At 55.8% G+C, this 26123-nt stretch carries 17 protein-coding genes; 3 read left to right on the forward strand and 14 right to left on the reverse strand.

The window, feature by feature from the left end; all coding sequences use genetic code 11:
• Window positions 1-330: 330 nt before the first annotated feature.
• The 5 genes from HQL52_13215 to HQL52_13235 form a co-directional block, all read right to left on the reverse strand.
• The gene (locus HQL52_13215; GenBank protein ID MBF0370406.1) at window positions 331-624 is read right to left on the reverse strand and encodes a hypothetical protein; all 294 of its coding nucleotides are present in this window, start codon (window positions 622-624) and stop codon (window positions 331-333) included.
• A gap of 54 nt (window positions 625-678) precedes the next feature.
• A complete protein-coding gene (locus HQL52_13220) occupies window positions 679-1755 on the reverse strand; it encodes a DUF4340 domain-containing protein (GenBank protein MBF0370407.1) in 1077 nt (358 codons plus the stop codon).
• Window positions 1748-4651: a Gldg family protein gene (locus tag HQL52_13225; GenBank protein ID MBF0370408.1), complete on the reverse strand. Its 2904-nt coding sequence runs from the start codon at window positions 4649-4651 to the stop codon at window positions 1748-1750. Before HQL52_13225 ends, HQL52_13220 begins: the two co-directional genes overlap by 8 nt.
• Window positions 4644-5579 carry an ABC transporter ATP-binding protein gene (locus HQL52_13230; GenBank protein MBF0370409.1) on the reverse strand — a complete coding sequence of 312 codons (936 nt, stop codon included), beginning with the start codon at window positions 5577-5579 and terminating at the stop codon, window positions 4644-4646. The genes HQL52_13225 and HQL52_13230 overlap by 8 nt, the downstream gene beginning before the upstream one ends.
• Before the next feature lie 151 nt (window positions 5580-5730).
• Window positions 5731-6168 carry a hypothetical protein gene (locus HQL52_13235; protein ID MBF0370410.1) on the reverse strand — a complete coding sequence of 146 codons (438 nt, stop codon included), beginning with the start codon at window positions 6166-6168 and terminating at the stop codon, window positions 5731-5733.
• A 770-nt stretch (window positions 6169-6938) separates the two neighbouring features.
• On the opposite strand from HQL52_13235, the gene HQL52_13240 reads away from it, so the two are divergent.
• Together HQL52_13240 and HQL52_13245 are read left to right on the forward strand one after the other, a co-directional pair.
• Window positions 6939-7832: an RNA polymerase factor sigma-32 gene (locus HQL52_13240; protein MBF0370411.1), complete on the forward strand. Its 894-nt coding sequence runs from the start codon at window positions 6939-6941 to the stop codon at window positions 7830-7832.
• Window positions 7833-8432: 600 nt separating this feature from the next.
• The gene (locus tag HQL52_13245; GenBank protein MBF0370412.1) at window positions 8433-10769 is read left to right on the forward strand and encodes a type IV pili methyl-accepting chemotaxis transducer N-terminal domain-containing protein; all 2337 of its coding nucleotides are present in this window, start codon (window positions 8433-8435) and stop codon (window positions 10767-10769) included.
• Between the two features lie 363 nt (window positions 10770-11132).
• Here HQL52_13245 and HQL52_13250 read toward each other — a convergent pair whose 3' ends face one another.
• The 4 genes from HQL52_13250 to HQL52_13265 all read right to left on the reverse strand — a co-directional run bounded on the left by HQL52_13250 (window position 11133) and on the right by HQL52_13265 (window position 18183).
• Window positions 11133-12296 carry a response regulator gene (locus HQL52_13250; protein MBF0370413.1) on the reverse strand — a complete coding sequence of 388 codons (1164 nt, stop codon included), beginning with the start codon at window positions 12294-12296 and terminating at the stop codon, window positions 11133-11135.
• A gap of 178 nt (window positions 12297-12474) precedes the next feature.
• A complete protein-coding gene (locus tag HQL52_13255) occupies window positions 12475-13224 on the reverse strand; it encodes a response regulator (GenBank protein ID MBF0370414.1) in 750 nt (249 codons plus the stop codon).
• Window position 13225: 1 nt separating this feature from the next.
• Window positions 13226-17137 (reverse strand): response regulator, encoded by a 3912-nt coding sequence (locus tag HQL52_13260; protein MBF0370415.1) that lies wholly within the window; start codon window positions 17135-17137, stop codon window positions 13226-13228.
• On the reverse strand, window positions 17134-18183 hold the full coding sequence (locus HQL52_13265; protein MBF0370416.1) for a substrate-binding domain-containing protein: 1050 nt from the start codon (window positions 18181-18183) through the stop codon (window positions 17134-17136). Before HQL52_13265 ends, HQL52_13260 begins: the two co-directional genes overlap by 4 nt.
• Window positions 18184-19102: 919 nt before the next feature.
• Between HQL52_13265 and HQL52_13270 the strand changes: the two genes are divergently transcribed.
• The gene (locus tag HQL52_13270) at window positions 19103-19435 is read left to right on the forward strand and encodes a hypothetical protein (GenBank protein ID MBF0370417.1); all 333 of its coding nucleotides are present in this window, start codon (window positions 19103-19105) and stop codon (window positions 19433-19435) included.
• Window positions 19436-19480: 45 nt separating this feature from the next.
• On the opposite strand, the gene HQL52_13275 is transcribed toward HQL52_13270, so the two are convergent.
• The 5 genes from HQL52_13275 to fliF all read right to left on the reverse strand — a co-directional run bounded on the left by HQL52_13275 (window position 19481) and on the right by fliF (window position 26028).
• The gene (locus HQL52_13275) at window positions 19481-19690 is read right to left on the reverse strand and encodes a hypothetical protein (protein MBF0370418.1); all 210 of its coding nucleotides are present in this window, start codon (window positions 19688-19690) and stop codon (window positions 19481-19483) included.
• A 726-nt stretch (window positions 19691-20416) separates the two neighbouring features.
• A complete protein-coding gene (locus HQL52_13280; protein MBF0370419.1) occupies window positions 20417-21763 on the reverse strand; it encodes a FliI/YscN family ATPase in 1347 nt (448 codons plus the stop codon).
• Between the two features lie 8 nt (window positions 21764-21771).
• Window positions 21772-23085 (reverse strand): hypothetical protein, encoded by a 1314-nt coding sequence (locus HQL52_13285; protein ID MBF0370420.1) that lies wholly within the window; start codon window positions 23083-23085, stop codon window positions 21772-21774.
• Between the two features lie 48 nt (window positions 23086-23133).
• Window positions 23134-24192 carry a flagellar motor switch protein FliG gene (gene fliG / locus HQL52_13290; protein MBF0370421.1) on the reverse strand — a complete coding sequence of 353 codons (1059 nt, stop codon included), beginning with the start codon at window positions 24190-24192 and terminating at the stop codon, window positions 23134-23136.
• A gap of 189 nt (window positions 24193-24381) precedes the next feature.
• Window positions 24382-26028 carry a flagellar M-ring protein FliF gene (fliF, locus tag HQL52_13295; GenBank protein MBF0370422.1) on the reverse strand — a complete coding sequence of 549 codons (1647 nt, stop codon included), beginning with the start codon at window positions 26026-26028 and terminating at the stop codon, window positions 24382-24384.
• Between the last annotated feature and the right edge of the window lie 95 nt (window positions 26029-26123).

The raw sequence follows: 26123 nt of genomic DNA on the forward strand, positions 1-26123 counted from the left end.
CTCTTGACTCCGATTATGGATTTGATTGAAACGTCAATATTTTCAAGAGGATGCCTTGGAGCTTGACGTGTCCCTGATACCTGGACGGGCAGAACTGATTAATTGTCTTGAAAATTTCATCCTAAAAGAAAACATGGAACGTTGGCAGGGCCATTTTGTTGTTGTGACAGACCGAAAGATTCGTATCAAGTCACCTTTAAAATAAATCCAAATTCCAGCAATTCCAGCACTTGATTTGAGCATGAATGAGTCTGTTTTGCAGAAAAAGGAGTTAATGGTCCCTCCCACGACTGTTCCAGCCCTGGTTTTAAAAACAACCCTATCCACGAATCACTTTTCTGAACGAAAAGGCATCTCTCTGATCAGTCTGAAAAGGGAGATGGAGATGAAAGACCAAGCGATCAGAATCGATCCGACGATCCAGACAATCAGATGATCCACAAGCAACCAGAGGCCTCCCGGAATATCCAGCAAGAGCCCTTCCCAGGTGATTTTTACCAGCCAGTCGATCAAACCACCGAAGACCCCCACATAGAGGCCGATGAGCGTCAGGATGGTGATGTAAATGTGGAGGGGGGTGGCGCAGATTCCCTGCCAAAGCCGCCTGGGAAATATCCACTGCATCCTTCCCCCCTCTGAGCCATTGGAGCTGAATCCAAATTTATGACTGGGTGCTCTTTACTCCGGCAAAAGAGCATCCATGGCCACTGCTGGTGCTGCCTCCATCCCCTCTGTCACGGTCTCGTTGCCCTCCGATGGGCTCTCTTCTCCCACGGGGCTTGCCACCAGCTGGTTCCGGGCCGCATTTTCCAGCAACGTCTCCCCGGCATATTGGGGAATGCGGAAATATTCCGGTCGGTTGGAGGTTTTGACCACATGGAAAGAGCCCTCCAGAGGTCCACTCACCTGGTAGTGACTCTCCCCTTGGCCCCGACGGGTGATGGAGAGGGTCAACGCCGGTGCATCCAAGCCATACGCCGCCTTGGCTTCCAGACCAAGCACCCGGTCGATGCTGAGATTGGCCAGTTTTCGCACCAGGGTATCCACCTGGTCGGCGCGCAGGGTTTCCCCCCCTTCCAATCCAACCACCTGCCAGGGAGGGGTCAGATCGGAGTTCTCCTCCCCCCCCTCCACATCGGAGTCCACTACCACATCACTCTCAGGATCCCGGGTCAGGGTGAGGCCGGAAAGCTCCAGGCCGGTGACCTCTTCTTCGGGGAAGGTAAGAATCCGCTTGTTTTCCCACCTTTCAGCCTCGAAGGGGGCATCGTGGAGAGCCATTTTAACGCTGAAAACCCCGTCATCGCCATCCCCACGGGCATGAATCCGCCGCAAGCCGGGAGAGGTGCCGAAATAGAGCGTGCCTGCCACTCCCTCCCCCTGATGCAGGATAATGCGCCGCTCAAAAGCATCCTCACTCACCTTGAATCGCTGCAAGGCGCTGGCGGTGGTCGCTACCGGTAAACCGTGCCGAAGGGCGGCCAGGCGGGAGAGCAGGGCTTCGACTTTGTCTGAATCCGCCGGAAAACCAAAATGGTCCGGGAGCTGCCAGCCCGCCTCCCCTTTCACCAACACCACCTCTTCCCCTTCCCTACCCCCCTGAATCACCACGCGGTGGATGTCGGTGGTAGCGAACTCCAGAAGGGGGGTATCCGGACGCACGGCTTGCAGATCCGCTCCCGTGGAAAAAAGAGCCACGGCCAGCGCCAGTTGCCCTACCAAAAGAATCCCCAATAAACGGATCTGCTTATCCATGGGTCGTCTCCCCGAGAATGGCTTGATGACGTGCTTCCCTGGCTCGGGTCACCCCTCTGCGCCAAAACCAGATCCCGACAAGCCCCAGCAGTGCCAACACATAGTTGAGGCTTTCCAAAATCATCTGGGAGCCCTGGCTTATGGGAATCAAGGTGCGGGCAAAGCGGGAGCGGCTGCGAATGGAGAGGAGAGATTGATCTTCCAGGCTCCAATCGATGGCGTTTTGCAAAAATTCCACCGGTTTTTCATAGATCGTCCCCAACCCTTGGGAAGCGATATCCAACGCGTCATCCGAGGCGAAACCGTTGGCACCGATGAGAATCAAACGCGCCGACTCCGGGGAGCGGTCAATCACCCCTGCTATACTGGGCTTGGCCGGGGAGTCACCGGGCTCTTCCGGGCCGGGGGAAGAGTCTCCCGGCTTTTTATCACTGGCACTCCCAGACTCCTTTTCTGCCAGGGGTGAGGGTTTGTCCTTAAAGAAAGAATCAAAACGCCCTTCCACCACCACCGCCAAAAGTTGGGGAGTGCGTTCATCCGGCGGGGGGAAACCCAGCTCCGGATAGCTCTGATAGTCGGGGAGCACGTTGTTGGAATCACTTCGCCAGCTCTCCTTGGAGGAGGTCACCAGAGGGATCATGGTGCGCTGGGCATTTTTTTCGGCATCGATATCGATGGGAGAGGCCCAGTTGAGGGTCAGCTGGCCCAAGGCGGCAGTGATGGGGTTTTGGTCGTTTAAACCTGCGTCCCGGATATCCGGAAAGTGGGGATAGGGAAGCATGCGGATCTCCCGCACCGCGATGGAACCGAGCATCCGTTTGACCGGTACCGGCAAGGCCGCATTCAGGGGATCCAGCACCATGCTGTCAGCCACCCGGATGCCCTTTTCCCCCAGCCAGTCAGCCAATCCGGAGGTGGTTTTTTGGGGGTCGAGATATTCTCCCATGGCGACATCAAAGGCAGAGGTTGTCATCATCACCGTCCCCCCCTGCATGAGAAATTGATCCACGGCAAACAGCTGCTTTTGATCCAGCTCCTTGGGCGCCAACACCATCAGCAGATCGGCATCCCCCGGCATACGCCCCGACTTGAGATCCACCTCCAGGATGCGGACATTTTCACCCAACACGCTCTTCAGGTGGTTGAAGCGGTGACCCGACGCGCCATAACCCGAAGGGGTGGCGGGCTGCACCAGAGCCACTGTTTTTAAAAACCCCGGGGTCAGCCGGGTGATACCCGCCTCAATGGCCCGTTTGAGATCGGCCCGGGTCAGCTCCTGGGGTAATGGAATCTGAACAAACTCCCCGCCCCTCTCCAGCACCATGTAAAACCAAAAAGGGGCTGGATCAAAGAGGCTGGCGATTTGGGGCTGAAAACCAAATTTTTCACTCAATTCCAGCCCCAGCTCCCCGCCATTGGCCTCCGGATCCTGAAATCGGGGGATGAGCTTGTCGCCGGAAGCCTCTGCCAACCCCTGCACCACCTCTTCCAGATCCACCCGCACCTCCCGCAGCGCCTCAGGCAATTGATCCAGAGGGGTCAGATAACCATGGAAGGTGACCGGTTGGGTTAAATTTTCGAAGGGATTTCCCCCCGACTGCCAAGCGTTCAACGCCTTGCGGATCGACTGGGTGATGGCATATTCGGGATTGTTGAGGACCACATCCAACGCCCCCTGCCCCTGCATCTTTATTTCGATCAAATCCTGATAACCCAGCACCTGATGCTGATCCCCATAGGCGATGAGAATATCAAAATAGGAGTTGACCACCGACGCCTGATAGCGGTTGGCCATCTGGAAGGGGACCGGGCGGATGCCATATTTGCTGGCAGCTTCCTCTTCGAGGAGAGGATCCTGCTGGGGATCGACAAACGCCACCTGCACCCGTCCCTGGCCAATCACCGCATACTCTTTGAGCAGATCCTTCAGTTGCGGCACCAAGGGGGCCAGCAAGGGGTGGGTCTTGGCCGAAAAGAACCCCCGAATGAGCAGGGGCTCCTGAATCTGGGAGAGGGTCTGTTCGGTGGCGTTGGAGAGAGAGTGAATATCGCCTTCGGTGATATCCCCCCGCAACCAACCAATGGGTTGCAGCCAAAGATTGAGGGCGACAAAATTGGCGCAGATCAGAATCGTCAGCCACCGCCAACGGCGATGTTTGTCAGAGGGTGGATTGCCCCCCCAACGCAGCTTTTCCAGGGTGAAGCGGTTTAAGGTGAGAAACACCCCGACAATCGCCAAATAGTAGGTCAAATCCCGGATATCCAGCACCCCCCGGGTGATGGATTCAAAGCGGGAGCCGGTGCCGATGAGGCTTAAAAAGTTCCCCAACTCATGACCGAAAAGATTGGTAAGGGTGGGAGAGCCCACCAGATAAAAAACACCACACACCAAAGCCGACAGGATCAACGCCACGATGGGATTGTCGGTGCGGGCACTCATGGTAAGACCGATGGCGAGATAGGCCCCAGCCAAAAACAGCGTCGCCACATATCCCCCAAAGACTGGCCCCCAATCGATATTGCCCAAAAAAGCCACAGTCAGCGGCAGCGGCAGGGTCAAGGCCAGCGCCAGGGCAACCAGCCCCAGGCCTGCGCTGAATTTACCCAAAATCAGCTGTACCGGGTGGATGGGAGCGGTAAGCAGGCTCTCCAGGGTGCCCGAACGGCGCTCCTCGGACCAACTGCGCATGGTGAGGGCCGAGACCAAAAAAATCAGCAGCACCGGCAGCCACTGAAAGAGCGGTCGGACATCGGCGATGTTGCGGGCAAAAAAGGTCTCCACCCAGAAAAAGATAAACAAGGTCGCCGCGAGAAACGCGCCCAAAAAAAGAAACGCCGCCGGAGAGGCAAAAAATCCTGAAAACTCCTTGGCCGCTATCCGTCTGATCTCATTCATGGCCCACCTCCCCGGCTTCTTCGGTTTCGTTCACCTGGGCAAAAAGCCTCTCCAGATCGTGACGCTCCGGTTGCAGGGCATAGAGCTTCAACCCGGCTTGGGCTACGGCGCTGGCAATAGCGGGCGCACTCTCCCGGGAGGCTTGCAAGCGATAGGTAAAACGTTGGCTGGGGGAATCCTGATCTTGGATCGCCACGGAGGCCACACCGGGAATTTCGGTTAACAGCCCCTCACTTTCCCGGTCCAGGGTGACCAGGATCGTGTGGCCCTTTTGCATCTCGTCCAGACGGGTATCCAGGGCCAAGCGGCCGGAACGCAGGATCAACACCCGCTCACACACCGCTTGCACCTCCTGGAGAATATGGGTCGAAATAATCACCGTGGCCTCTTGGGCCAGCTCTCGAATGAGGGTGCGCATCTGTCTGATCTGGGTGGGATCCAGACCGTTGGTGGGCTCATCCAGAATGACAATCTGGGGGGTGTGCAGAATCGCCTGGGCCACCCCCACCCGCTGACGATATCCCCGGGAGAGGGTGGCGATGGGATCCAAGGCCTTTTCCATGAGGACGGTGCGCTCAATAGCCCTCTTGATCGCTTTGGGCCTCTCCTGCTCCCCCATCCCCCGCATTACCCCCATAAAATCGAGATAATCCATCACCGTCATCTCGGTCCAGAGGGGGCAGTTTTCCGGCAGATAGCCGATACGTTTTTGAATTTTTTGGGTATCGGGCCCCACTTGGAGTCCATCTATCCGGATGGTGCCGGAGGTGGGTTCCAAAAAGCCGGTCATCATCTTCATGATGGTGGTCTTGCCGGCGCCGTTGTGGCCCAGCAGCCCCACCACAGAACCCTTGCCGATATGGAATGAAACCCCATCCACGGCGGTAAAGTCACCATAGCGCCGCGTTAATTGTTCAATTTCAATCATCATTTCCCCTCTTGTGGTTCCCTCAGGTGGCCGGATTGGGCACAAGCCCTCCCTGCCACCTCACCAATGGGTCGGGTGGTCCAAGTAGCGTATAACGAAATAAGGGGTGGAGCCAATGCCCCACCCCTTATGGAAATCACAAGATGTTTGATTATTCAGCAGACGCCTTGCCGGTATCGGCGCTGGCGGGATTGGCAGGAGGGGCTCCCCAAGCCGGATAACCATAGCCACCCCACGGGCCACCATAGTAGGGATACCAGCCGTTGTTCCAACCGTTGTTCCAGCCGTTGTTCCAGCCGTTATAGTTGTCCCAGGCGTTGTTGCCATATCCAGAGCCGGAACCGGCCACATCACCGCCCATATTGAAACCGAAGTTACCGGAGGCGCGGCCATTGCCACGACCGTTGCCCCAGCCGTTGTTGTTCCAATTGTTGTTCCAGTTGTTCCAGTTACCGTTGTTCCATCCTGGCCCATACCCATAGCCAGGTCCATAACCGGGTCCCCACCAGGCAGAAGCATCTGCTGCCAGGGTCAGGACGGCACCGCCAAGAAGAGCTGCGATAGCCAGAGTGCTCCAGGTTTTTTTCATGACAAAAAATCTCCTATAAGAGAGATGAATGGGAAAAAAAATATCACTCCCCCGACCCAAGCTGCATCATGGGCTGGATGGGACGGTTTGATACCGCCAGAGGGAAAAATGATCGCTGGGAACGAAAAAGGGAGGTGTGGCTGTGAGGGTGCGGATGCCACCTGCAAAAAGTGGGATCGTCGCGCTGCCAACGGCTGGTTCGAGGCATTCATCCGCCTGGAAGCCGTGACAGGAGGGGGATCTTTTTTGAAATCTTTTTGAAACATCACTGTAGCTGAAACAGGTCTCATTTTAGCGACAATGGGTGGCGCGATTCGTAGCCGAATACGGGGTCCATCCGTACCCGGGGCAAACGAGGCGCACCGTTCGATTTTTCACCAGCCCACCCGGTCCCGGTGGGAAAGAAAAGCAAAGGGGGTGTGGCTGCCCATGGTGAGAAGGAACAACACCCCTACCAGATTGAAATAAGGGTCCTGGTTTTGAATTTCAAGGGATGAAGATAAAAAAACAGCTCTCTCCCAGGAATCCTACTGGCAAGGTGAAATCAGCTCTGCCGTAAGAGTCCAAGAAAGAGGAGATGGTTCCCTGGAAAATGCAAAAATCATCCCCCTTCCGGCCAAAAAAAACGCACAGGCCACTTGAAACAAAATCCAACAACAGCCATACTGAGGAGTTAATAATGGCTTTGCATTGTTTTCAAGTTTTTTTTTGGGTTTTTTTGTTCAAGAAAAGGACACCCCACAACATACCAACAACAGTCGCCGTGATTCATGTCAAACCTGCCCATAGCCAGCCATCGTTATACCGATTCGGCCCTCGTTGAGAACGATTCCGGTTTCCAGAAATTCCTTCGCCAAGCCCTGGAAGCCCCCATCCTGTCGTCCGAAGAGGAGTTTCATCTGGCTACCCGTTATCAGGAAAATGACGATCTCGAAGCAGCCCACCGATTGGTTCACGCCTATCTAAGGCTGGTGCTGAAAACGGCCCGGGAATATCTCAACTATCGGATGAGCCTGGCCGATCTGGTCCAGGAAGGCACCGTAGGGTTGATGCAGGCGGTCAAAAAGTTTGATCCCAAACGGGGTAATCGGCTGGCCACCTATGCCATCTGGTGGATCCGGGCAGCGATACACGACTATATCCTGCGCTCCTTCCGCATGGTGAAGATCGCCACCACCCAGCTCAAACGCCAGCTTTTTTTCAAACTCCGCCAAGCCAAAGAACACTTTGCCCCTCTGGAGCGGGACGAAGCCGAAGAGTTGGCGCGAAAATTTGGCACCGATGCCGACACCATCCTGGAAGTGGACAGTCGCATGAACGGGGCCGACACCTCCCTTAATCAGCCGGTCCTGGAGGGTGACGGTGAGATGATCGACGGACTCCCCGATCAGCGCCCCGGCCCCGAACATGAACTCCTCTCCACCCAACACCAAGAGGTCATGACCCGGTTGATCGGGCAGGGGCTGGAAAAACTCAACCCCCGGGAACAGGCGATCATCACCGCCCGCTTTCTCACCGACAAACCCCTCACCCTGGAAACCCTCTCCCACCAATTTGGCATCAGCCGTGAGCGGGTCCGCCAGATTGAAAAAAAGGGGATGAGCAAACTTCAAACCCTCTTTCATAACGATCCCCTGGCCCGGGAGCTGATCTCAGAGATCTGATTTCCACCCCAGCCCCTGTTTTTATCCTCTCCATTTCTCTTCTTTCTCTTCTGCCCAAGGCCGTTTCCCAATACACTTATCAAGCGCTACACAAGCGCCTTGGATACGCTGGCGTCTCTTCCACTGTTTTGAAACAGCGTCCCGTTCCAACCAAAAACCCAACATCGTCACCGCCCCGGTTTGATTTTTTTCGTTAAATACGATCATTACGTTACCATTCGATACATCAAACCAAATGCTTCTCGGTTGCTTCCTGTGGGGATTTTTTTTATTTTTTCAGTTTGATTTCAATGTGGTTTGTATTTTGCTTCAGCCACACCACCTTGCCAAATGATCAAACATTGAACCACTCCTGACTATTCTTGTGATTCGTTGACTATTATTCAGTTAATATTCTTTCCTGACAGGGTTGCTTCTTTGGAAGGAAAGAAATAAATTTTTTTTGTCATTTCCTTCCCGACCAAGCGCTTTTGAGAGGCTTTGGCAAGGAAGAGCCTGTCAAATGAATATCAAATGAAAAAGATAACCCCGCCCAAACCTTGCGCGGGATGACTTGAGAGCGCGCGCCACAAAAGCCCACTCTCCTTGGTAGAGGTAGTGATGAATAAGATCAAACTGACCCTGAAGACAACGCTTCTGGCCACCAACGGGGCTTTGGTCGTGGTCATTTTCGGCATTCTTCTGACTGTTTTTCTGATGACCAGTGAGATGGCCGAAGATTCGGTAGGCATCAATCTGGCGGGGCGGCAACGGATGCTGACCCAAAAAATGACCAAGGAATTTTTCCTCTATGAGGAGAGCCGCAACGACGAAAATTATTCGGCCCTGCTCAACTCCGCCCGGGTTTTCAATGCCACCCTCGCCGGCCTGTTAAGCGGTGGCAGCGCCCCCTTGAGCCTGGATCCCGGCGACAGTAGACAGGGTGATCTGGCGCCCCCCTTTCCGGAGCTAAAACGCCAACTGCAACAGGTATCCACCCTCTGGGCTCCGATGTGGATCTCCCTGCAATCCCTGAAAGAGGGTGATGGCAACCTGAAAACCACCCGAAATCTGCTCCTGAAAATGAACATGCCTCTTCTCACCGCCATGAACCAGGCGGTGGTTTTGATGGCTGAAGAGTCCAAAAAGGGTGTGGGAGGGATCAAAAATGCGGTGATAATCGGTGGGCTTTTGAGTCTTTTGATCGTGGCTGGGGTGATCTGGCAGGTTGGTCGCATCAACCGCCAGATCTACTACATGCGCAAGGAACTCAAAGTGCTTGCCGAGGGAGATCTGCGGGCTCCCATGAAAATCATCGGCAAACCCAACGAGCTGGACCTGATCTCCGAGGATATCGAAAAACTCCGAAACCGGTTTATCCGGGTCATTCAGACCATTTTTCTTCAGGCACACTCACTCTCTGCAGCGACGGACGAGCTTATCGTGGCCAAGGAGACCCTGGCCACCGATTCCAGAGAAAATTTTGAGCTTTCCGGCTCTATCGGTTCAGAGCACAACGAAACCTCCGACAACGTCCTGGCGATTCAGGAGCTGGCCAAATCCACCGCTGGGCGGGTGGGTGAGATGGCGACGGCCACCGACCAGCTTTCCAGCAATATCAGCACCATCGCCGCCGCCGCCGAGCAGGCGAGCGCCAATGTCACCACCATGGCCTCCGCCGCCGAGGAGATCACCGCCAACATCAGCGGTGTCAACGCCAACCTCGAACAGGTTGACCACTCCGTCAACAGTGTCGCCACCTCCATCCAGGAGATGCGCGGCTCTCTGGAACAAGTCCGCCTGCGCTGCCAGGCCGCCAGCCGGGAATCCGAGGATGCCAACGCCAAGGCAGGAGGCACCCAGGGGGTGATGGATAAACTCTCCAACTCTGCCGAAGAGATCGGCAACGTGGTGGAAGTCATCAACAATATCGCCGACCAGACCAACATGTTGGCCCTGAACGCCTCCATCGAAGCGGCTGGTGCCGGTGATGCCGGAGCCGGGTTTGCGGTGGTCGCCAACGAGGTCAAAGATCTGGCCAATCAGACCAGCAACGCCACCAAGATGATCTCCCAGCAGATTCTGCAAATGCAGAAAAACAGTCGGGAAGTGGCCGAAGCCAGTAAAGAGATCAGCCAATCCATCAACCGCATCAATCGGGGCAACCTGGAAATCACCCATGCGGTGGATGTGCAGACCGATACGGTCAATGGCATTGCCCAGACCATGGTTGGTGTGGCTGAAGCCGCCGGAGAAGTAACCCGCAATGCCCGGGAGTTGAATATGGCCGCTGACGATGTGGCCCGAGCCGCCCTGGAGGCTGCCAACGGCACCGGAGAGATCGCTTCCTCCGCTTCAGACGCCTCCCTGGCCGCCCAAAGCCTGGCGGAACAAAACCGGGAAATCAACACCATGTCCCAGCATGTATCCAGTTCCGCCGAAGAAGCCGCTCATGCCACCAGCGGGGCCAATGCCAAGGTCAAGGTCATTCTCAACAATGTCTCCCTCACCAATGGCTCCATCAACCACACCGGCCGTTTGATCGAAACCTCCGTCATTCCCGGCAACAAACTCATAGCTTCCGTGGCGGGTATTTCGGTTGGTGAGGAGCCCTTCAAAGTCAAAGCCATCAAGGGGGCTCACCTCAAATGGCTGGGCAAGCTGGAAAGTGTGATTCGTGGCCGCTCCGACCTGCGTCCCGAACAGGTAGCCAGCGGGCATGAGTGCGATTTTGGCAAATGGTACGATACCGATGGTACCGCCCGTTATAGCCAGATGCCGATCTTCCAGAAAGTGGGCAAGGTACACATGCGGGTTCACGAAGTGGCCCGGGAGGCGGTGCAGCTGGTCAGCGAAGGGGATCCCACTCAGGCTGAGGAAAAAATGAATGAGTTTAACGGCATCAAGGATCAGCTCTTCGAGCTACTGGATCAGCTCTATCTGGAAGCTTCGAACTGATTCACGGCAGCACTGGAGGGGGTGGTATAGTAGGTCTACCTCAGAACTGAACACTTTTCTCTGACTCGTCATCCCCGCGAAGGCGGGGATCCAGAGAGATAATCATGACCCTCAAGGAAAAACCGAATCTTTATCAAGGTCGGTATTTTGTTGAAAGTGAAGCAAGATTTGGAAGGTCTCGTGCCAACCCCCCTGGATTCCTACATTCGCGGGAATGACAAAAAAAGTGCAACGGCATATGTCCAATTCTTGATTCGGATGGCTATAGAAGAGTAGCAGCAGGGCTGATGATCAGCCGAAGGATGAGGGCTGAAAGTGTTTGCCGTTGGTTGCGTCACTAAAGCGGCCCAGCCCTTGTTAGGATCAGAGCAAGGGTACGGTAAAGTAAAAGGTACTGCCTGAGCCCAACTGGCTCTCCACCCAGATACGCCCCCCCAGCCAACCCACAAATCGCCGGCAGAGCGCCAACCCCAATCCAGCGCCTTCCCGGGTGCGGGTTTCGGGCGCTTCCACCTGGGTAAAATATCTGAAAATCATCTCCTGCTGGTCCGGGGCCAAACCTTTGCCGCTATCCTGTATCGTAAACCGCAAGGCTGCCCTCTCCCCCGCTTCCCCACCGGGCGCCTCTCTGGCCACCAGCAGCTGAACAGCCCCCTTATCGGTAAACTTGACGGCATTATCCAAGAGATGGCGAAGAATCTTGCGTAATTTTTCCCGATCCGTGCGCACCTGCTCCCCCACCCCCTGATCCAGCTGAACCTGAAGGGTAAGTCCTTTCACCTTGGCCTGATCCATGGGTGTTTCGGTCACCTGGTCGATCAGTTCCCGGAGGGCAAAGGCGGTGTGGTTGGGCAGGGCCTCACCGGTGTCGATCTTGACCAGATCCAGGATATCGTCTACCAACACCATCAGCCGCTCTCCCGCCTGGGAGATATGGCGAACGCTCTCCTGGTGAGCCGCCTCCAGCTTGGTTTCCAGAAGACCGGAAAAGCCGATAATGCTGGTGAGGGGGGTGCGTAGTTCGTGGCTGATCAGATAGAGAAATTCGCTCTTGATCCGATCCCCGGCTTCGGCTTTTTCCTTGGCGGCGTGGAGTTCTGCTGTGCGGGCGATGACCATCTCGGTCAAGCGATCCCGATGTTGTTTGAGTTCCAGATGGTTGTCCACCCGGAGCTTGACGATGGTGGGGTTGAACGGTTTGGTGATGTAATCCACCGCCCCTGACTGCAACCCTTTGGACTCATCCGCCTCCCCCCCCAAAGCCGAAATGATGATCACCGGGATCTCTTTCAGGGCGTCATCGGCCTTGAGCCTTTCGCACACCTCGTAGCCATCCATTTCGGGCATCATGATGTCGAGGAGAATCAGATCGGGCAGTTGGACAGAGGCAATTTTGAGAGCGGCGGCACCGGAAGTAGCGAAGATAACCTGAAAATCGGTCTCCAAAATTTCTGCCAGGAGCTCGATATTGACCGGCTCATCATCCACCACGAGGATTTTCGCAAGGCAATCGTTTTTATCTGCCATGGTGGTGTTTCCTTTGGAGAGGGCGACCGCTCCCCTGAATTGAACCTGAATCCGGCAGTTGGGCGTACGCTCATGCCCCAGCCTCTTGATCCACCAAGCCAATCGGGAGAAAGCGATTCAGTTTGCCGGTAGCGGATGGCAGGCGCATTCGATGGCCCCCAACCGATGGGTGATGCTTTTATGCGGGGCAGGCTTTTCCGTGGCACACGATCAGCTCTTCCTCCCCCTCGGGATCCATTTGCGTATAGCAGGAGAGCTGAACGGGCAAAATCGTACCGTCACTTTGTTTGAGGGAAACTTCCCCCACAAAACATCCCTGGGACTGGATCTCCTGGATCACCCGAGCCCCTTCATCCGCTTGACTGAAGAGCCCGTTCCAGTTATCGCCGATAACCTGGGGGGGATCCAGGATTAATCCACTTTGGGCAGCTGGATTGAGTTCCCGGATTTCCCCTTGCCGGTTTAACATCAGGATCATCTCCCCGGTATGCTCCAACAAGGCCTGGTAAGCCCGATAGAGCCTTTCAGAACGCTCCCGGCACTGTTTGATCTCCAGCTGGTTGCGCACCCGTATCATGACGATACCGGCATTGACGGGCTTGGTAATATAATCCGCCGCCCCTATCTCCAAGGCGGCGGTCTCCTCCTCGGCCCCTGAGAGAGCCGTGACGAAAATAACCGGAATCTCCCGGGTTTTGGCATCCAGGCTCAGCTCAATACAGACCTGGGTGCCGTTCATCTCCGGCATCATGATATCCAGCAGGATCAGATCCGGAATCTGCCGGGTAGCGATCTCCAGGGCTTGCCGACCATTGGTCGCAAAAAGGACGTGGTAGTTATCCTGGAGAACTTCATGGAGCAACTCGATATTGGCAGGTTCGTCATCCACTACCAAGATGGTCTCTTTGGGTCCGGGAGAGGTCTCCATATCAGGGAACATCCTTGTCCTTGGTTTGCTCTCCTGCCCCCAAACGGGCGGAGAGGGTCATGGTGATGGTGAGAGCCCGGGCAAAGTCCAGTTGTCCCACGGCCTCTTCCAGGGGTTTCAACTCCGATTCCAGTTCCGTATCCCGAAGCAATTCCGTCAGATTGGGCAAAAAGCCCCGGGCTCGCAAGTTGTTGGCCTTCAGTAGCTCAGCCATTTCCGTTAGCTGGGTGTGGAGTTTTTCCGTATCCACCGGGCTGCTGTTTCCAGAATCCTGGCCATCTTTGGCTGGCGATTTTTGATCCCCCGTTGGATCTTCACCCGGCTGTAAGGATCTTTCATGTCGGACAAGGATGTCGGCACTCTGACCGAGTTCAGCCATCTCTCTCTCAAGCCGCCCCAGCAGGGGCTCCCACTCAGCGGTGCGTTGTCCCTTGATCGCCTTTTCCAGATCCAGTGCGGTACGGGAGAGCGCTTCAGCGGATATATTGCCTGCAGTACCTTTCAGGGCATGGACCCGCCTGGCAGCCTGTTCGACCTCCCGAATCTTAAGGGTTTCCCGAAGCTCCTGGACGACCAGGGCATTTTTTTTGACAAAATCCAGAATCAACTTTTTATAGAGTTTATGGTTACCCCGCAAGCGGTGCAGACCCGACTGGATGTTTATTCCCGGCAGATCACCAGCAAAAGGATTTTGAGCGGGGTCGGTGATGATGGGATCCATTCTATCAGACACCTCGGGCTTCACAATACGGCTTTTGGGTTGAATCCACTGGGCCAGACATTCGAACAGCTCCCGCACGTCGATGGGTTTGGAGACGTGGTCGTTCATGCCGGCATCGATACATTTTTCCTTATCCCCCACCATGGCATGGGCCGTCATGGCGATAATCGGCAGGGTGGCGTTCACGGGGATGGAGCGGATACGGCGGGTGGCTTCAAAACCATCCATTCGCGGCATCTGCAAATCCATAAACACCACGTCAAATTCCCCCTGGGATTCATTGATCAGATCCACCGCCTTCTGGCCATCTTCAGCCAACTCGACGATGAGCCCCACATCCTGGAAAATTTCCCGGGCCACCTCCTGATTGATGGTGTTGTCTTCCACCAGCAGCACCCGGGCCCCCTCTACCCGCTGCCTCACCCGAGCCTCCAGCAACTCTTCCTCCCGGGCAGGATGGGCAGGCAGTTGCTCCTCTCCACCCATCGCACTCAGGATGGCATTGAACAGAGCCGAAGGGGTGATGGGTTTGGTGAGAATACCGGCCAGACCGCTGTCTTCGATCTCCCCCGACAGGTTTTCCTTGACGTGACCCGTGATCAGAAGAGTGGTGGGCGTTTTAGCCAGTTTTTCATGGTTGAAGATCCGACGGGCTGTTTCCAAGCCATCCATTTCAGGCATCTGCCAATCCATCAGCACCAGGTCATAGGGCTTTTCGCCGTCATCAGAGGCCCGCTCCAGTTCTTTTAAACCCGCTTGACCCGAGTCGGTCGTCATGACACTCAAGCCCATGGAGTCAAAAAGATCTTTGAGAATTTCCCGGGCGGTGGCGTTATCGTCCACCACCAGGGAGCGCAGATCCTGGAGGAGAACAGGTAATTTATTCGACTCGGGATGCTGGGCTATCGGATTGCGGGAGAAGGCGGCGGTAAAGCTGAAAAGACTCCCCTTGCCATAGGTGCTGGCCACCTCGATGTGACCGCCCATCATCCCAACCAGGCGATCACAGATGGTGAGCCCCAGGCCCGTGCCGCCATATTTACGGGTGATGGAATTGTCGGCCTGGCTGAAGGCCTGGAACAGCTTTTTCAGCTGCTCTGGCGTCAATCCCATGCCGGTATCCCGCACCGAAAAGCGTAGCCAGGTAAAGGTATCGGTCTGATGGACCGGCTTGACGGAAATAACGATCTCACCAAAATCGGTAAACTTGACCGCATTGGCCACCAGGTTGATCAACACCTGCCCCAGACGCAAAGGGTCACCCACCAGGTTGCAGGGGGTCTCGGGGGCGGTGGCCAGAAGAAAATCGATCCCCTTTTCAGCCGCCCGGGGGGCGATCAGACTGGAGACATCCTGGAGAACCCCTTCCAGGTCGAAATCCACCTCCTCCAGGTTGAGTTTATCCGCCTCGATTTTGGAAAAATCCAGGATATCGTTGATAATCCGCAGCAGGGAGTGGGAGGATTGCAGCACCTTGTCCAGATAGTGCCTTTGCCGTACAGCCAGATCGGTTTTCCCCAGCAGGCGGCCCATACCGATGATGGCGTTCATGGGGGTGCGGATTTCGTGGCTCATGTTGGCCAAAAATTCACTTTTGGCCTGGTTGGCCCGGATTGCTTCCGCTCTGGCCACCTCCAATTTTTGATCGGTTTGCAAGCGCTCGATGATGGTGGCCAAGGTGTGGGAGATGGTCCAAAGATACTCCTCCTCCTCCCAATCCCGCTGATGGCCCGGCTGTAGATAAACAGTGACCACCCCCAGCAGATGCCCCTGGGAAAGAATCGGCAGGCAGTAGTGACCGTGGGGCTCCATGCCCTCAAAACGGGTATGGTGACGGTCATCCACCCCGCAGGCGAAAACAAGATCTTTGGAGAGCGCTGCCTGACCACAAAGGCAATGACCGACCCGCACTTCTTTGCATAAGTTCAACAGCGTGCTGTCCAACCCCTTGCTGGCCATCATCCGCAGGGTCTGGTTTTCTTCATCCCAAAGAAAAATCGCCCCTTTGTCCTGATTGACCTGCCAAGTCCCCTGGAGGAACAGCTCCAGGATGATACGCAGGTGCTCTTCAAAGGTGTGGGATTCCATTCCGGAGCGGAGAATTTGGGTGATGATGGCGCGGGAACGGTTGGCCAAGCGGTTTTGACCTTCCAGGTTGCCCATGGCCTCCGAAAGAATCCGCAGCTCATCTCCCTGAGTCCCCACCCCCAGGTGGGTGCCCAGCTGCTCTTTGGCAAAGCGATCCACCCGGGAGGTGAGGCGTCGCACCCGGATCACCACCACCATGGCGAGCCCCAGCAGTGGCACCAGCAGACAGATGGTCAGGATGGTCCGGGAACGGCGTTCTTCGGTAAGAAGCTGTTCACTAAAGCCAAGCACCCGGGCCTTGTTGACCAAGACCGCCAGGTTGAGCTTCACTTCCGAGCTGCCATAATCCTCAAAACTTTTCCCCGCGACAAAATAGTTTTCCATCAAAAGATCCAGTCGACCGGGCTGATGGACCGTATGGGGAATGGTATCCGCAACGATAACGGGAGGGGTGCCCATGAGCAGCAAAACGGTCAGATCATCTGCCCCGGTGATGGGAAAAAGCGCCTGAATCCACCCATCATCCAGGGCGCGCACCAACATCAGATATCCCTGGAGAGGTCCTCTTTTTTCTCGAATTTCCGTGGTGGAGAGATAGTAGGGAAGACCATCCACTGCCGTGGTCAACACCTGGCCCAGGCTTTTGGCCAGATGCAGGGGCAGGTTTTTCACAAACCCCGGAGAAAATTTTTCCCCGGTGATGGAATAGTACTCGATCATCCGGCCTTGGGTGTCCAGCAGGATAAAAAAGCTCGGCAAGGTTTCCCGCCAGACGCTGGCTGGCGGCAGCCAGGGGGGAACCCGGGTGTGAAGGATGGGATCTGGGGAAGAAAGCTCGGTGGATGGGGAGCGGGTATGGGCCAACAGCCGACTGTTTTCCGTCAGCAATCGGCCCAATGATCGAAAGCCGCTTTTATATTGATCCACCTGGATCCGCACCAGGCGCAGCTCCCGGCCCAGTTCGACGTTCAACTTATTGACGGTCAGTTCCCGAAACCGCTCGGAGAGAAAATAATCGAGGGTCCCCCCCACCACCAGGCTGACCAGCAAACCCATGGCAACCGCCTGGATCGCCAGGGGAAAATGGGTCAGCCAACGACTCATGGAACGGGTTCTCCGATCACCTCATCCCCAGAAAAACGCCACCCCCCCTCCCGCAATCGCTTGTGATCAGCGATATGGTTTTTGACATCGATTCGGTGGGTATTTTCCAGGAGATAATCAATCAGCCGGTCTGCCTTGGGATTGTCAGGCGCCCCCTTCCAGGAGGTGAGATTTAACACTTTATAATAGGGATAACGCCCCTGGGAGAGGGCTGCGATATCGTCCGGTTGCACCCCGTCCAAGCTCAAGGCGCGCACTTTTCCCAGATTACCAGGCTCCTCCATGACCCACCTGGCCACCCAACCAATGGCCAACGGATCTGCCGCCACCACATCCATCATGTCGAGCATGGTGCTGGTGTTGTGGATCAGGGGCGAAAAATAGTCTTCGTTATCCAGGAGGGTGCGCCAATGGCCAGGGCGTATTTTACAGTGCAAACGGGTCGTCGGATGAATGTTGTGAGTCAGGGAACGGACGCCTGGATCGGAGAGCTGGTTCCATTTTTTGATTTCCCCGGTAAAGATCGCTTCCGCCTCGCTACGCGTGACGTTAACGATGGGGTTGTCAGGATGGACGATGAGGGCGTTGGCAACGATGCCGACGGTATGGAATTCCAGTCCAGGGAGGCGGTCTGATGAAGCGGGTGGACAGCAAAAGGAACCGATATCCGCCTGTTTTCCAGCGAGCATTCCGGCCGTGGTGCCACAAGTGCCTTTTTGCACATTAACACTGAGCCCCTCTTGTTTGGCAAAGCGGCGGATCAAGATTTCACCAGGAGCGTAAAAGTGTTGATCCAGGGTGACCAGAAGGTCCAAGTCACCGGCCTCCTTGGGGTGCTGGATGGTTTGGGCGACCCACTCGGCAGAGACCAGGAGCGTGTTTTCCTCAGGGGGATAGAAAGCCGGCCCCCGTAGCTCTTCACTGCCCCCTTGGGAGGCCCCTCCCCCCATCAAAACCAGCAGAGCCAGACCAAAGCGGAAAAATGGCCGGACAGCCGACAGGCTAGAAGGCCTATCACTACCGGAACCCTTTGACTTCACAAGCATAGCTCTCTTCATTGCCATACCCCTCTCACATTGACGCTCAAGATGTCCGAATAGCTCTCGAACCTTGGTCGAATGTGGAATAAAGCCGCCCACAACCTGCTCCAAACTAAAAAACCTGCAAATTTTGCGGGAAATACCAACCAAGCATTGCACCAATATTCTGAAAATCAAAACATCAAAGAACCACTTGCGACCTTTTTTCAGGCAGAATACCAACGATCCACAGTTGGAAAATTGATGCTTATCAAAAATTCATCCACTTGAACCACATCCCCTCTTTTTTTAAAAATAAATTTAACGCAGAGATGTATGGCAAAATAGCTTGGTAATGCTGTAAAGAGTGACAGTTAGAGACCAATCTTCGCCTACACGACAGAAAAACGAATCATTCCCATTCATCAAGACAAATCGTTAAAATACCGGCATCACTTTTTTGCAAAAGAAATAGCTTGGGGAGCAGCAGCGATACAAGCAATCAACAGTAAAACGATCAATTGAATAAAAAACTTTCATGGCTTAAAAAACAATTTGCTGCCAAAAATTCCTCCCCCCAAGCTCTCATCAGACAAAACAAGCCTTCATCTCCTCCGAAAAGAGACGGCACAGAACCATTTCCAATCAACCTGGAAGCCTGTTGCAATGGGTCGATTTTGGTCCCAAGATTTGGCTGGCAGTTTTTGAGAATCCCAGCCTGTTCAGATATATGTGAAGCTCACAAAAACATTGGGTAACGCTGCATGAAGGCTGAAAGGGGGCTATTGCAACAAGCTCCCGGGATAACAGGTGCAGGGTTTATGCAGTGGGGGGAAAGGAGACCTCAGCCATTCAAAAAAGGCGCTGCTTTTGATTTGCAAGGGACTGAAAGTATGGTAGGGATTAGGTTGGTGTCGTTTGATTTCCAAAATAGACAGGCGGACCGATGAGCGACAAAAACGATCTGGATCCCTTTTTCCCCGGTCGGGCAAGCAAATCCATGCAGGATAAAAACCTGGAAAAGGTGCTGCCCAAGAATGAACTCAAGGTGGATGTTCAGCTGGTGACGGGACGCCACATCCGGGGAACCCTCTATGTGGATCTCCAGACCCGTCTCTACGACTTTATGAACCTATCCCAGCCGTGGGTGGTGGTGGTCGACAAAAAAAACCCCAAATTGACCACCATCGTCAACAAGAGCCACATCGTCTCCATCCGGGAGGTGGAGCGATTCGATGCCGCAGAAAATCTGCCCCACCCTTCGCAAAAATACCGCTGAAAATCCCTGGCAGATCCTGGCTGTGAAGTCCCATGGCGTTTTTTTTCAAGCGGATGCCACAACCGGTCGATGGGGCCGGATCACATGGCGGTGAAGGCCTGGCGGCTTGGCAAATCCTTCTCTCAAGCTGGCAAATCTTGCCTGCATCTGCCACGCCTGTTGAATGGAACGGATCCCTTCGACCAGGGTTTGGCGTTCCACTTGATCGACGATGCTGAATTCCCCGCCTTGGGTCACAATTTCCAATGGATTCACGGTGCCGTCTCCTACATTTGAGCAGAAAGTCGGAGATAGTGTCGCATTTATTGTGCCAGGGGGGAGACGCCCCCATGAACCACCCCAGGAACCCGCTGAATCGTCCTTGGAGAAAACCCGAAAAGGATCCGTAGTGGAGCAAATGGGAGAGAGCCTCTTTTCCTAACGGCTGCGACGCAAATGTTGATGATGTTCTTCCCAGCGCCGCTTGTCTGCCAGGGCCAAAGCCCCCACAACGATAAAAACCAGCAAAAGATAGCCGCCGACGGCGAGGAGTGGAGAGTTGAGAGAGAGCATGTCATACCTCGTATAAATGGGCGTTTTTTACATCAAAACCAGTAAGTTACATTGGAAACGGAGATTGATTCCCGGATTCCGAACTTCTGATCCCAAAAGCGATGGTGGGGAGTGACCGCAACCATGGCTGGGCCTGGTATAGCAATTCCAATCAAAAATTGGAGAGATGCCGTTGCTCTTATGCTGTCATTCCCGCGAAGGCGGGAATCCAGGGAGTCTGGCACGAACCTTTCCAAACCTTGTATCACTTCAGAAAAACTCCGGCCTTTCTGAAGGTTTGTGTTTTTTCTTGAGGGCAACAATTGTCTCCCTGGATCCCCGCTTTGACGGGGATAACGAGTCAGAGAGGAGAGTCTGTTTTTCAGATAGAATGGCTATACTTTCCGCCAATTGGTTGCCGGGGGTGCCGGAGTGCCTGAATTTTGCCGATCAGTTGCCGGGAGCGGCCAGGGCGCTTTGAAGCTGCTGGACCGTCGCCTCCAGAGTGCTCTGTTCAGAGACCGCCTGGCGCAAAAAGCCCCGGATCTGTTCGATGAGGGCGATGGAACGATCAATTCGGGGGTTGGAACCGGCGACATAGGCCCCGATGTTGATCATATCTTCGGCCCGCGCATAGGTGGCCAGGGCCTCCCGCAGTTGACCGGCCATCTCCTTGTGTTGCGGCTGGGCCATATCGTCCATCAGACGGGAGATGGAGCCCAAAATATCGATGGCGGGATAGTGGTTGCTGTCCGCCAGATCCCGGGAGAGCAATATGTGTCCATCCAAAATACCCCGCACCGCATCGACGATGGGATCCTGAATGTCATCCCCTTCCATCAGAACGGTAAAAAGCCCGGTGATGGAACCATTGCCATGATCCCGCCCCGCCCGTTCCAGCAGGCGAGGGAGCATGGTAAAGGTGGAGGGTGGATAGCCTTTGGCTGTCGGTGGCTCTCCCCGAGCCAGACCCACTTCCCGCTGGGCCATGGCAAAACGGGTCACTGAATCCATCAGCAGCAGGACATCCTTTTCCCGGTCACGAAAATATTCCGCCACGGCCATGGCATAAAAAGCCGCCCGCAGCCGTAGCAACGGGGGTTGGTCAGCGGTCGCCACCACCACCACCGAGCGGGCCAATCCTTCCGGTCCCAGCTCTTTTTCCAAAAATTCCACCACCTCCCGGCCACGCTCACCCACCAGGGCGATGACGTTGACCTGGGCCTTGGTATAGCGGGCCATCATGCCCATCAGGGTACTTTTACCCACACCGGAGCCGGAAAAAATGCCTACCCGCTGGCCACGACCGATGGTGAGCAGGCCGTTGACCGCTCGGACACCCAGATCCAACGGGGTATCGATGCGCTTGCGCAACATGGGATTGATGGGGTCGGAATAGAGGGGCACGCTGCCCTTGAGTTCCAGGGGTGGGCCATCATCCATGGGCTCCCCCAAGGGGCCGATCACACGCCCTAAAAGCCGATCCCCCACCGCTACCGTTTCCGCTTCTCCCCGGGATAGAATCAAGCTCCCGGGACGCACCCCCTTGAGAGCCCCCAAAGGCATCAGCAACACCGCATCATTGCGAAAGCCAACCACTTCCGCTTTGACCATCCGCTCCCCCTCACCGGTGATGATGTCGCACATATCCCCGATGCTGGAGGCCGGGCCATCCCCTTCGATCAAGAGGCCCACCACCTGGGTCACCCGCCCCATCTTCTGGAAAGAGAGCCCTTCGGTTGCCGCCTGGGCATAATCGTTCCAGGGCAGTTCCAGGGAGATTTCTTCGCTCTCCATCATGGTTTTCAGGGACTCTCTGAAGGATTTTCGGGCAGATCTGACATGTTGAACCCGGATTCAGTCTCAGCCGTGGTCTCTCCCCAACCACTGTCCTGCTGGGAGGGTTCATCCCGGGCATTGGCTGCCATCCCGGCAGACGCCTCTTCGCTCATCCGGGACTCAGCGGCCATGGGAGAGCGTTCCGGAGAGTCATCCGTCATCGCCTCCTGGTCTACGGGAGAGGCCTCCCTTTCCCGAGGCTCTTCCAGGGGCTGTGGGGGGTCCGATTCCATCACTTCTTCCACCCTGTCAGGGGACGCTTCCCCATTGACCGAGGCGTCAACATCCATTTGCTCTTCAGCTGACTCCTGGATCGTCTGAGCCTCTTGGACCATCGGCGCTTCAGCGGTTGCCTCAGCCATCGGTGCTTCAGCGGCTTCCTCAACCATCGGCGCTTCATCAGCCTGAGCTTCGGCGGCTTCCTCAGCCAACCGGGCCTCCTCAGCCGCCCGGGCTTCTACCGTCAGGGCCTCTTTGGCATCCAGAGCGGCCTGATCGGCAACAGACTCCAGGTGTGCGACAGCCTCATCGGTAGGCGTACCAATTTCTCCAGTCACCATCCCCCGATAGCCTTGCTCTTCCAGACGGTCCACCAGAGCCGCCCGCATGCCGCTCTCCATCTCCTGCAAGCGGCTACCGAGGTTGTCCTCTACCCCGCCAAAATCACTCTCCACCCGCACCGATCCCGGAGGGACCGTGGGGTTGGCTTCAAAGCGCAGATTTTCAAAACCGTTCAGATTTCCCATCAGCTCCGCCAGATGGGGGGCCAGATGGACCACCACCTCCCGGCGATTGGCCACCTGGGTCAAAAGCCGTTGAATACGGGCGTTGATGCGTTCGGGCTCCAGTGATAGTTCATGGGCCACCAACTCCCGAACCAGCACAATGGCCGTCTCCACCATAAACCGCTCCGAAGCGGCAAAAACCCGGCCCGGGAGGGTTTCCAACTCGTCGAGGATCGATTGCAGCTGGGGCAGGAGAAGATCCATCTCCTGCTGCATCTTTTGCTCCCCCAGCGCCAAACCGGCTTTTTCGCCCGCAGCAAAGGCCTTTTGATAGACCTCCTTTTCCAGCTTTTCCAGACGTTTTTTTTCCAACACCTCCGGTGGAATGGCCGGGGGTTTTTTTGGAGGGGCCGGGCGATGCAGCTTGCCGTCGGCCTGGTAAGGCAAAAAACCGGACCGCTTGGGCGCTTCCCGCGCCACCAACTCGGCATAGCTCAATATGTCGCTGTCGGAAAAGGTCGGCAGACGTCGTTTTCTTTTTGCCAATGCGCTCATAACCATCCACTCCGATCCTGGTGGCGATACCAGGCACTCCCGTTGGGTTTAGAGGACCACATCTTCGCTGCCCTTGCCCATGATGACGATGGAACCTTCGTTTTCCAATCTCCGGGCCTCTTTGAGGATGGTCTGCTGGCCCGACTCCACATCGGCGACCTTGATCGGCCCCATCATTTCCAGATCCTCCCGCAACATTTCCGCTGCACGCTCGGACATGTTGTTGAAAAACTTGTCCTTGAGCCGCTCGTCGGCCCCTTTGAGGGCGTTGAGCAGATCGTCGTTGGAAATCTCCCGAAGCAGGGTCTGGAAGCTCTTGTCGTCCATGAGCAGCAGATCTTCGAAGAGGAACATCTCCTTGCGCACTTCCTCGGCCAAGGGGTTGTCTTCTTCGTCGAGATAGGCCAGCAACTTGTCGGAAATATCCCGACTCATGAGGTTCAACATTTCCGCCACCTTGACCACACCGCCACCACCCTCGTGGGTGTAGACGCCACGGGTGGCTCCCAAGGCATCCAGCTCAGTCAGCAGGGATTCCTCGATATCCTCCAGGGCTCCAGGGGGCAGACTGCCCAGTTTGGCCATGCGGAAGATCACCTCCTGTTGCACGTCCGGAGGCAAAAAGTCGATGACAAAGGAGGCTTGCTCGACGTTGATCTGGGAGAGCACCAGGGCGATGGATTGGGGATGCTCGCTGGCCAGGAAGGTGGCGATCAGTGCCGGCTCCATGGTGTTGAGAATTTCCCAGGGGGTGTTTTTCGGACCCTGCTGCAACTCCTTGAGCAGATGACGCCCCTTCTCCTTGCCCAGGGTCTTCATGATCAAATCCTTGACCCGTCCCAGACCACCCCGAATATCGAAGTGCTGGTTTTCGAACCGGTCCAAAAACTCCTGACGCACCGCCTTGACCGCTTCCGGGGGCATGGTGCCCATGCGGATGATGGTGCGGGAAAGATCACGAATTTCATCGTCGCTCATCCCCTCCATCAAGGCTTTGGCTTCCTCATCCTGGACAGCGAGGATAAAAATCGCAGCCTTTTCCTTGCCGGTCAGTCGTTGTCGGCCCGGGCGGCGGGGTACTTCCGATTCGCCTATGATGTCCGTCATGGGTCAATCCTTACCTTGGGTTCGAACCTTGCTATTACCAAAACCGTTTAATGGGGTCTGACACCCGTGTTACCCGTGTGTCGAATGACTCTACTTCAGGAAACCATCATCCCACCGGGATTAAAGTCAGGGGATGGGGAAGCCACCCATGGGTCACCTTCCCATCCCCGGAAAACCATCCCATTTTTCCTAATCGTCCTGGGCGAGCCATGCTTGGAGAATTTCCCGGGACTCTTCCAGATGCTCGGCGATCATCTGCTGGGTCATCTGGATGTTGCGATCCGGAATCTTCACCCGTACCGGACCCTCGGTAGGCAGTGTTCCCACCCCTTCGGCTGCCAGTTGCGCCTCCAGGTTGGCCACACTGAGGGGCACACCACTGGAGTCGGGGGTCTTTTCCGGAGCCAGGAGCTTGTCCACCAGAGGCCGCACCACCATGAAGAGCAGAGCCAGGGTGATGAGTCCGATGACCAGTTGCAGCCAGTAGGTCTTCAGGAACTCTTCGGCGGTCATGCCTTTGTCAACCGCAGGCAGAGGCAAAGACTCGAAGGGAGCGTTGGTCACCTGGATGGTATCCCCCCGATCCGTCCGGAAACCCACCGCCTGGACGATAATCTTTTTCAACTGCTCCATCTCGGCATCGGTACGGGGCTGATAGACCGGAGGTGAGCCATCTTCGGTGGCTTGATAGGTGCCATCCACCAGGACCGCCACCGACAGGCGCTTGATGGTGCCTACGGGGAGAAGAATATGGTTGACGGTTTTGGAGATCTCATAGTTGACGGTCTCCCGCTCCACATCCCGACTCTGGGCGGAGCCCGCACCACCGGCAACCCCGTCGTCGTTGGCATCGTTGGGACGCACACCCGGTACACCACCTGCGCCAAACTGACCCTTGCTGGCTTCAGCGGTGGTCTGTTCGCTCCGGGCGACCTGACCTTCAGGATCAAAAATTTCCTCCTTGCGCTCCACCCGGGAGAGATCCAGCTCGGCGGTGATGCGCACGATGGATTTGGAGATACCGCTCGCCGCCACCCCGATCACCTTATCGAGCATCGCCTGGGCGCGATCTTCCAATGATTTTTCGATCCGCTTTTGCAGCGCCATGGTTTCGTCGGCGGGCAGTCGGCCATCCTTGGGACTCTCTTTGCCTCCCGCGATCAGATTCCCCTTATGATCGAGCAGTGTGACCCCACTCTCCTCCAGCCCTTCCACGGAAGAGGCGATGAGGTGAACGATGCCGTCGATCTGGGTTGATTTCAGGCGGCTGGAGAGTTCCACCACCACCGAGGCGGAGGCTTCCTTCTCTTCTGAGACAAAGAGAGATCGCTTGGGTAGAACCAGATGGACCCGGGCGCTGTGGACCTGTTCGATGGATTCCACCGAACGGGCCAGCTCTCCCTGAAGGGCACGCTGATAATTCATCCGCTGCATGAAATCGGTCATCCCCACCAGGTTGGTTTCGTCAAAGATTTCAAAACCAACCCCGACCCCCTTTTTGGGCATGCCCATGGTGGCCATTTCCAAGCGGGTGTCATACACCTTGTCTTCGGGGATTTTGATGTTGGACCCCCCGGCGGTGAGTTCATAGGGGATGTTCATCTTACCCAGTTGCGCCACCACCCGACCGGCCTCATCTTCGGGCAGGCCCGAAAAGAGCACCTTGTAACTGGGACGTGTGGCAAACCAGATGATGGCGGTCAGCGCCAGGATGGCGGCAACGACAGCGACAAAAATGCCGTTGCGTCCCCCCAAAGGGAGACCTTCCAAAAATCGGTTCAGTGATTGGACCGGTGACTCGGGAGTCTCGGTCATGGTGCTCATCGCCTCAGCCATGTCAGATTTTTCATCATTAACGTGGTGGATTGCCCTGCGCCATCCCCTCCTTGGGCATCATGCCTGGAATGGAATATTGCCAACACCATGCAGCC

It is taken from the genome of Magnetococcales bacterium (assembly GCA_015232395.1).
GTDB lineage: Bacteria > Pseudomonadota > Magnetococcia > Magnetococcales > JADFZT01 > JADFZT01.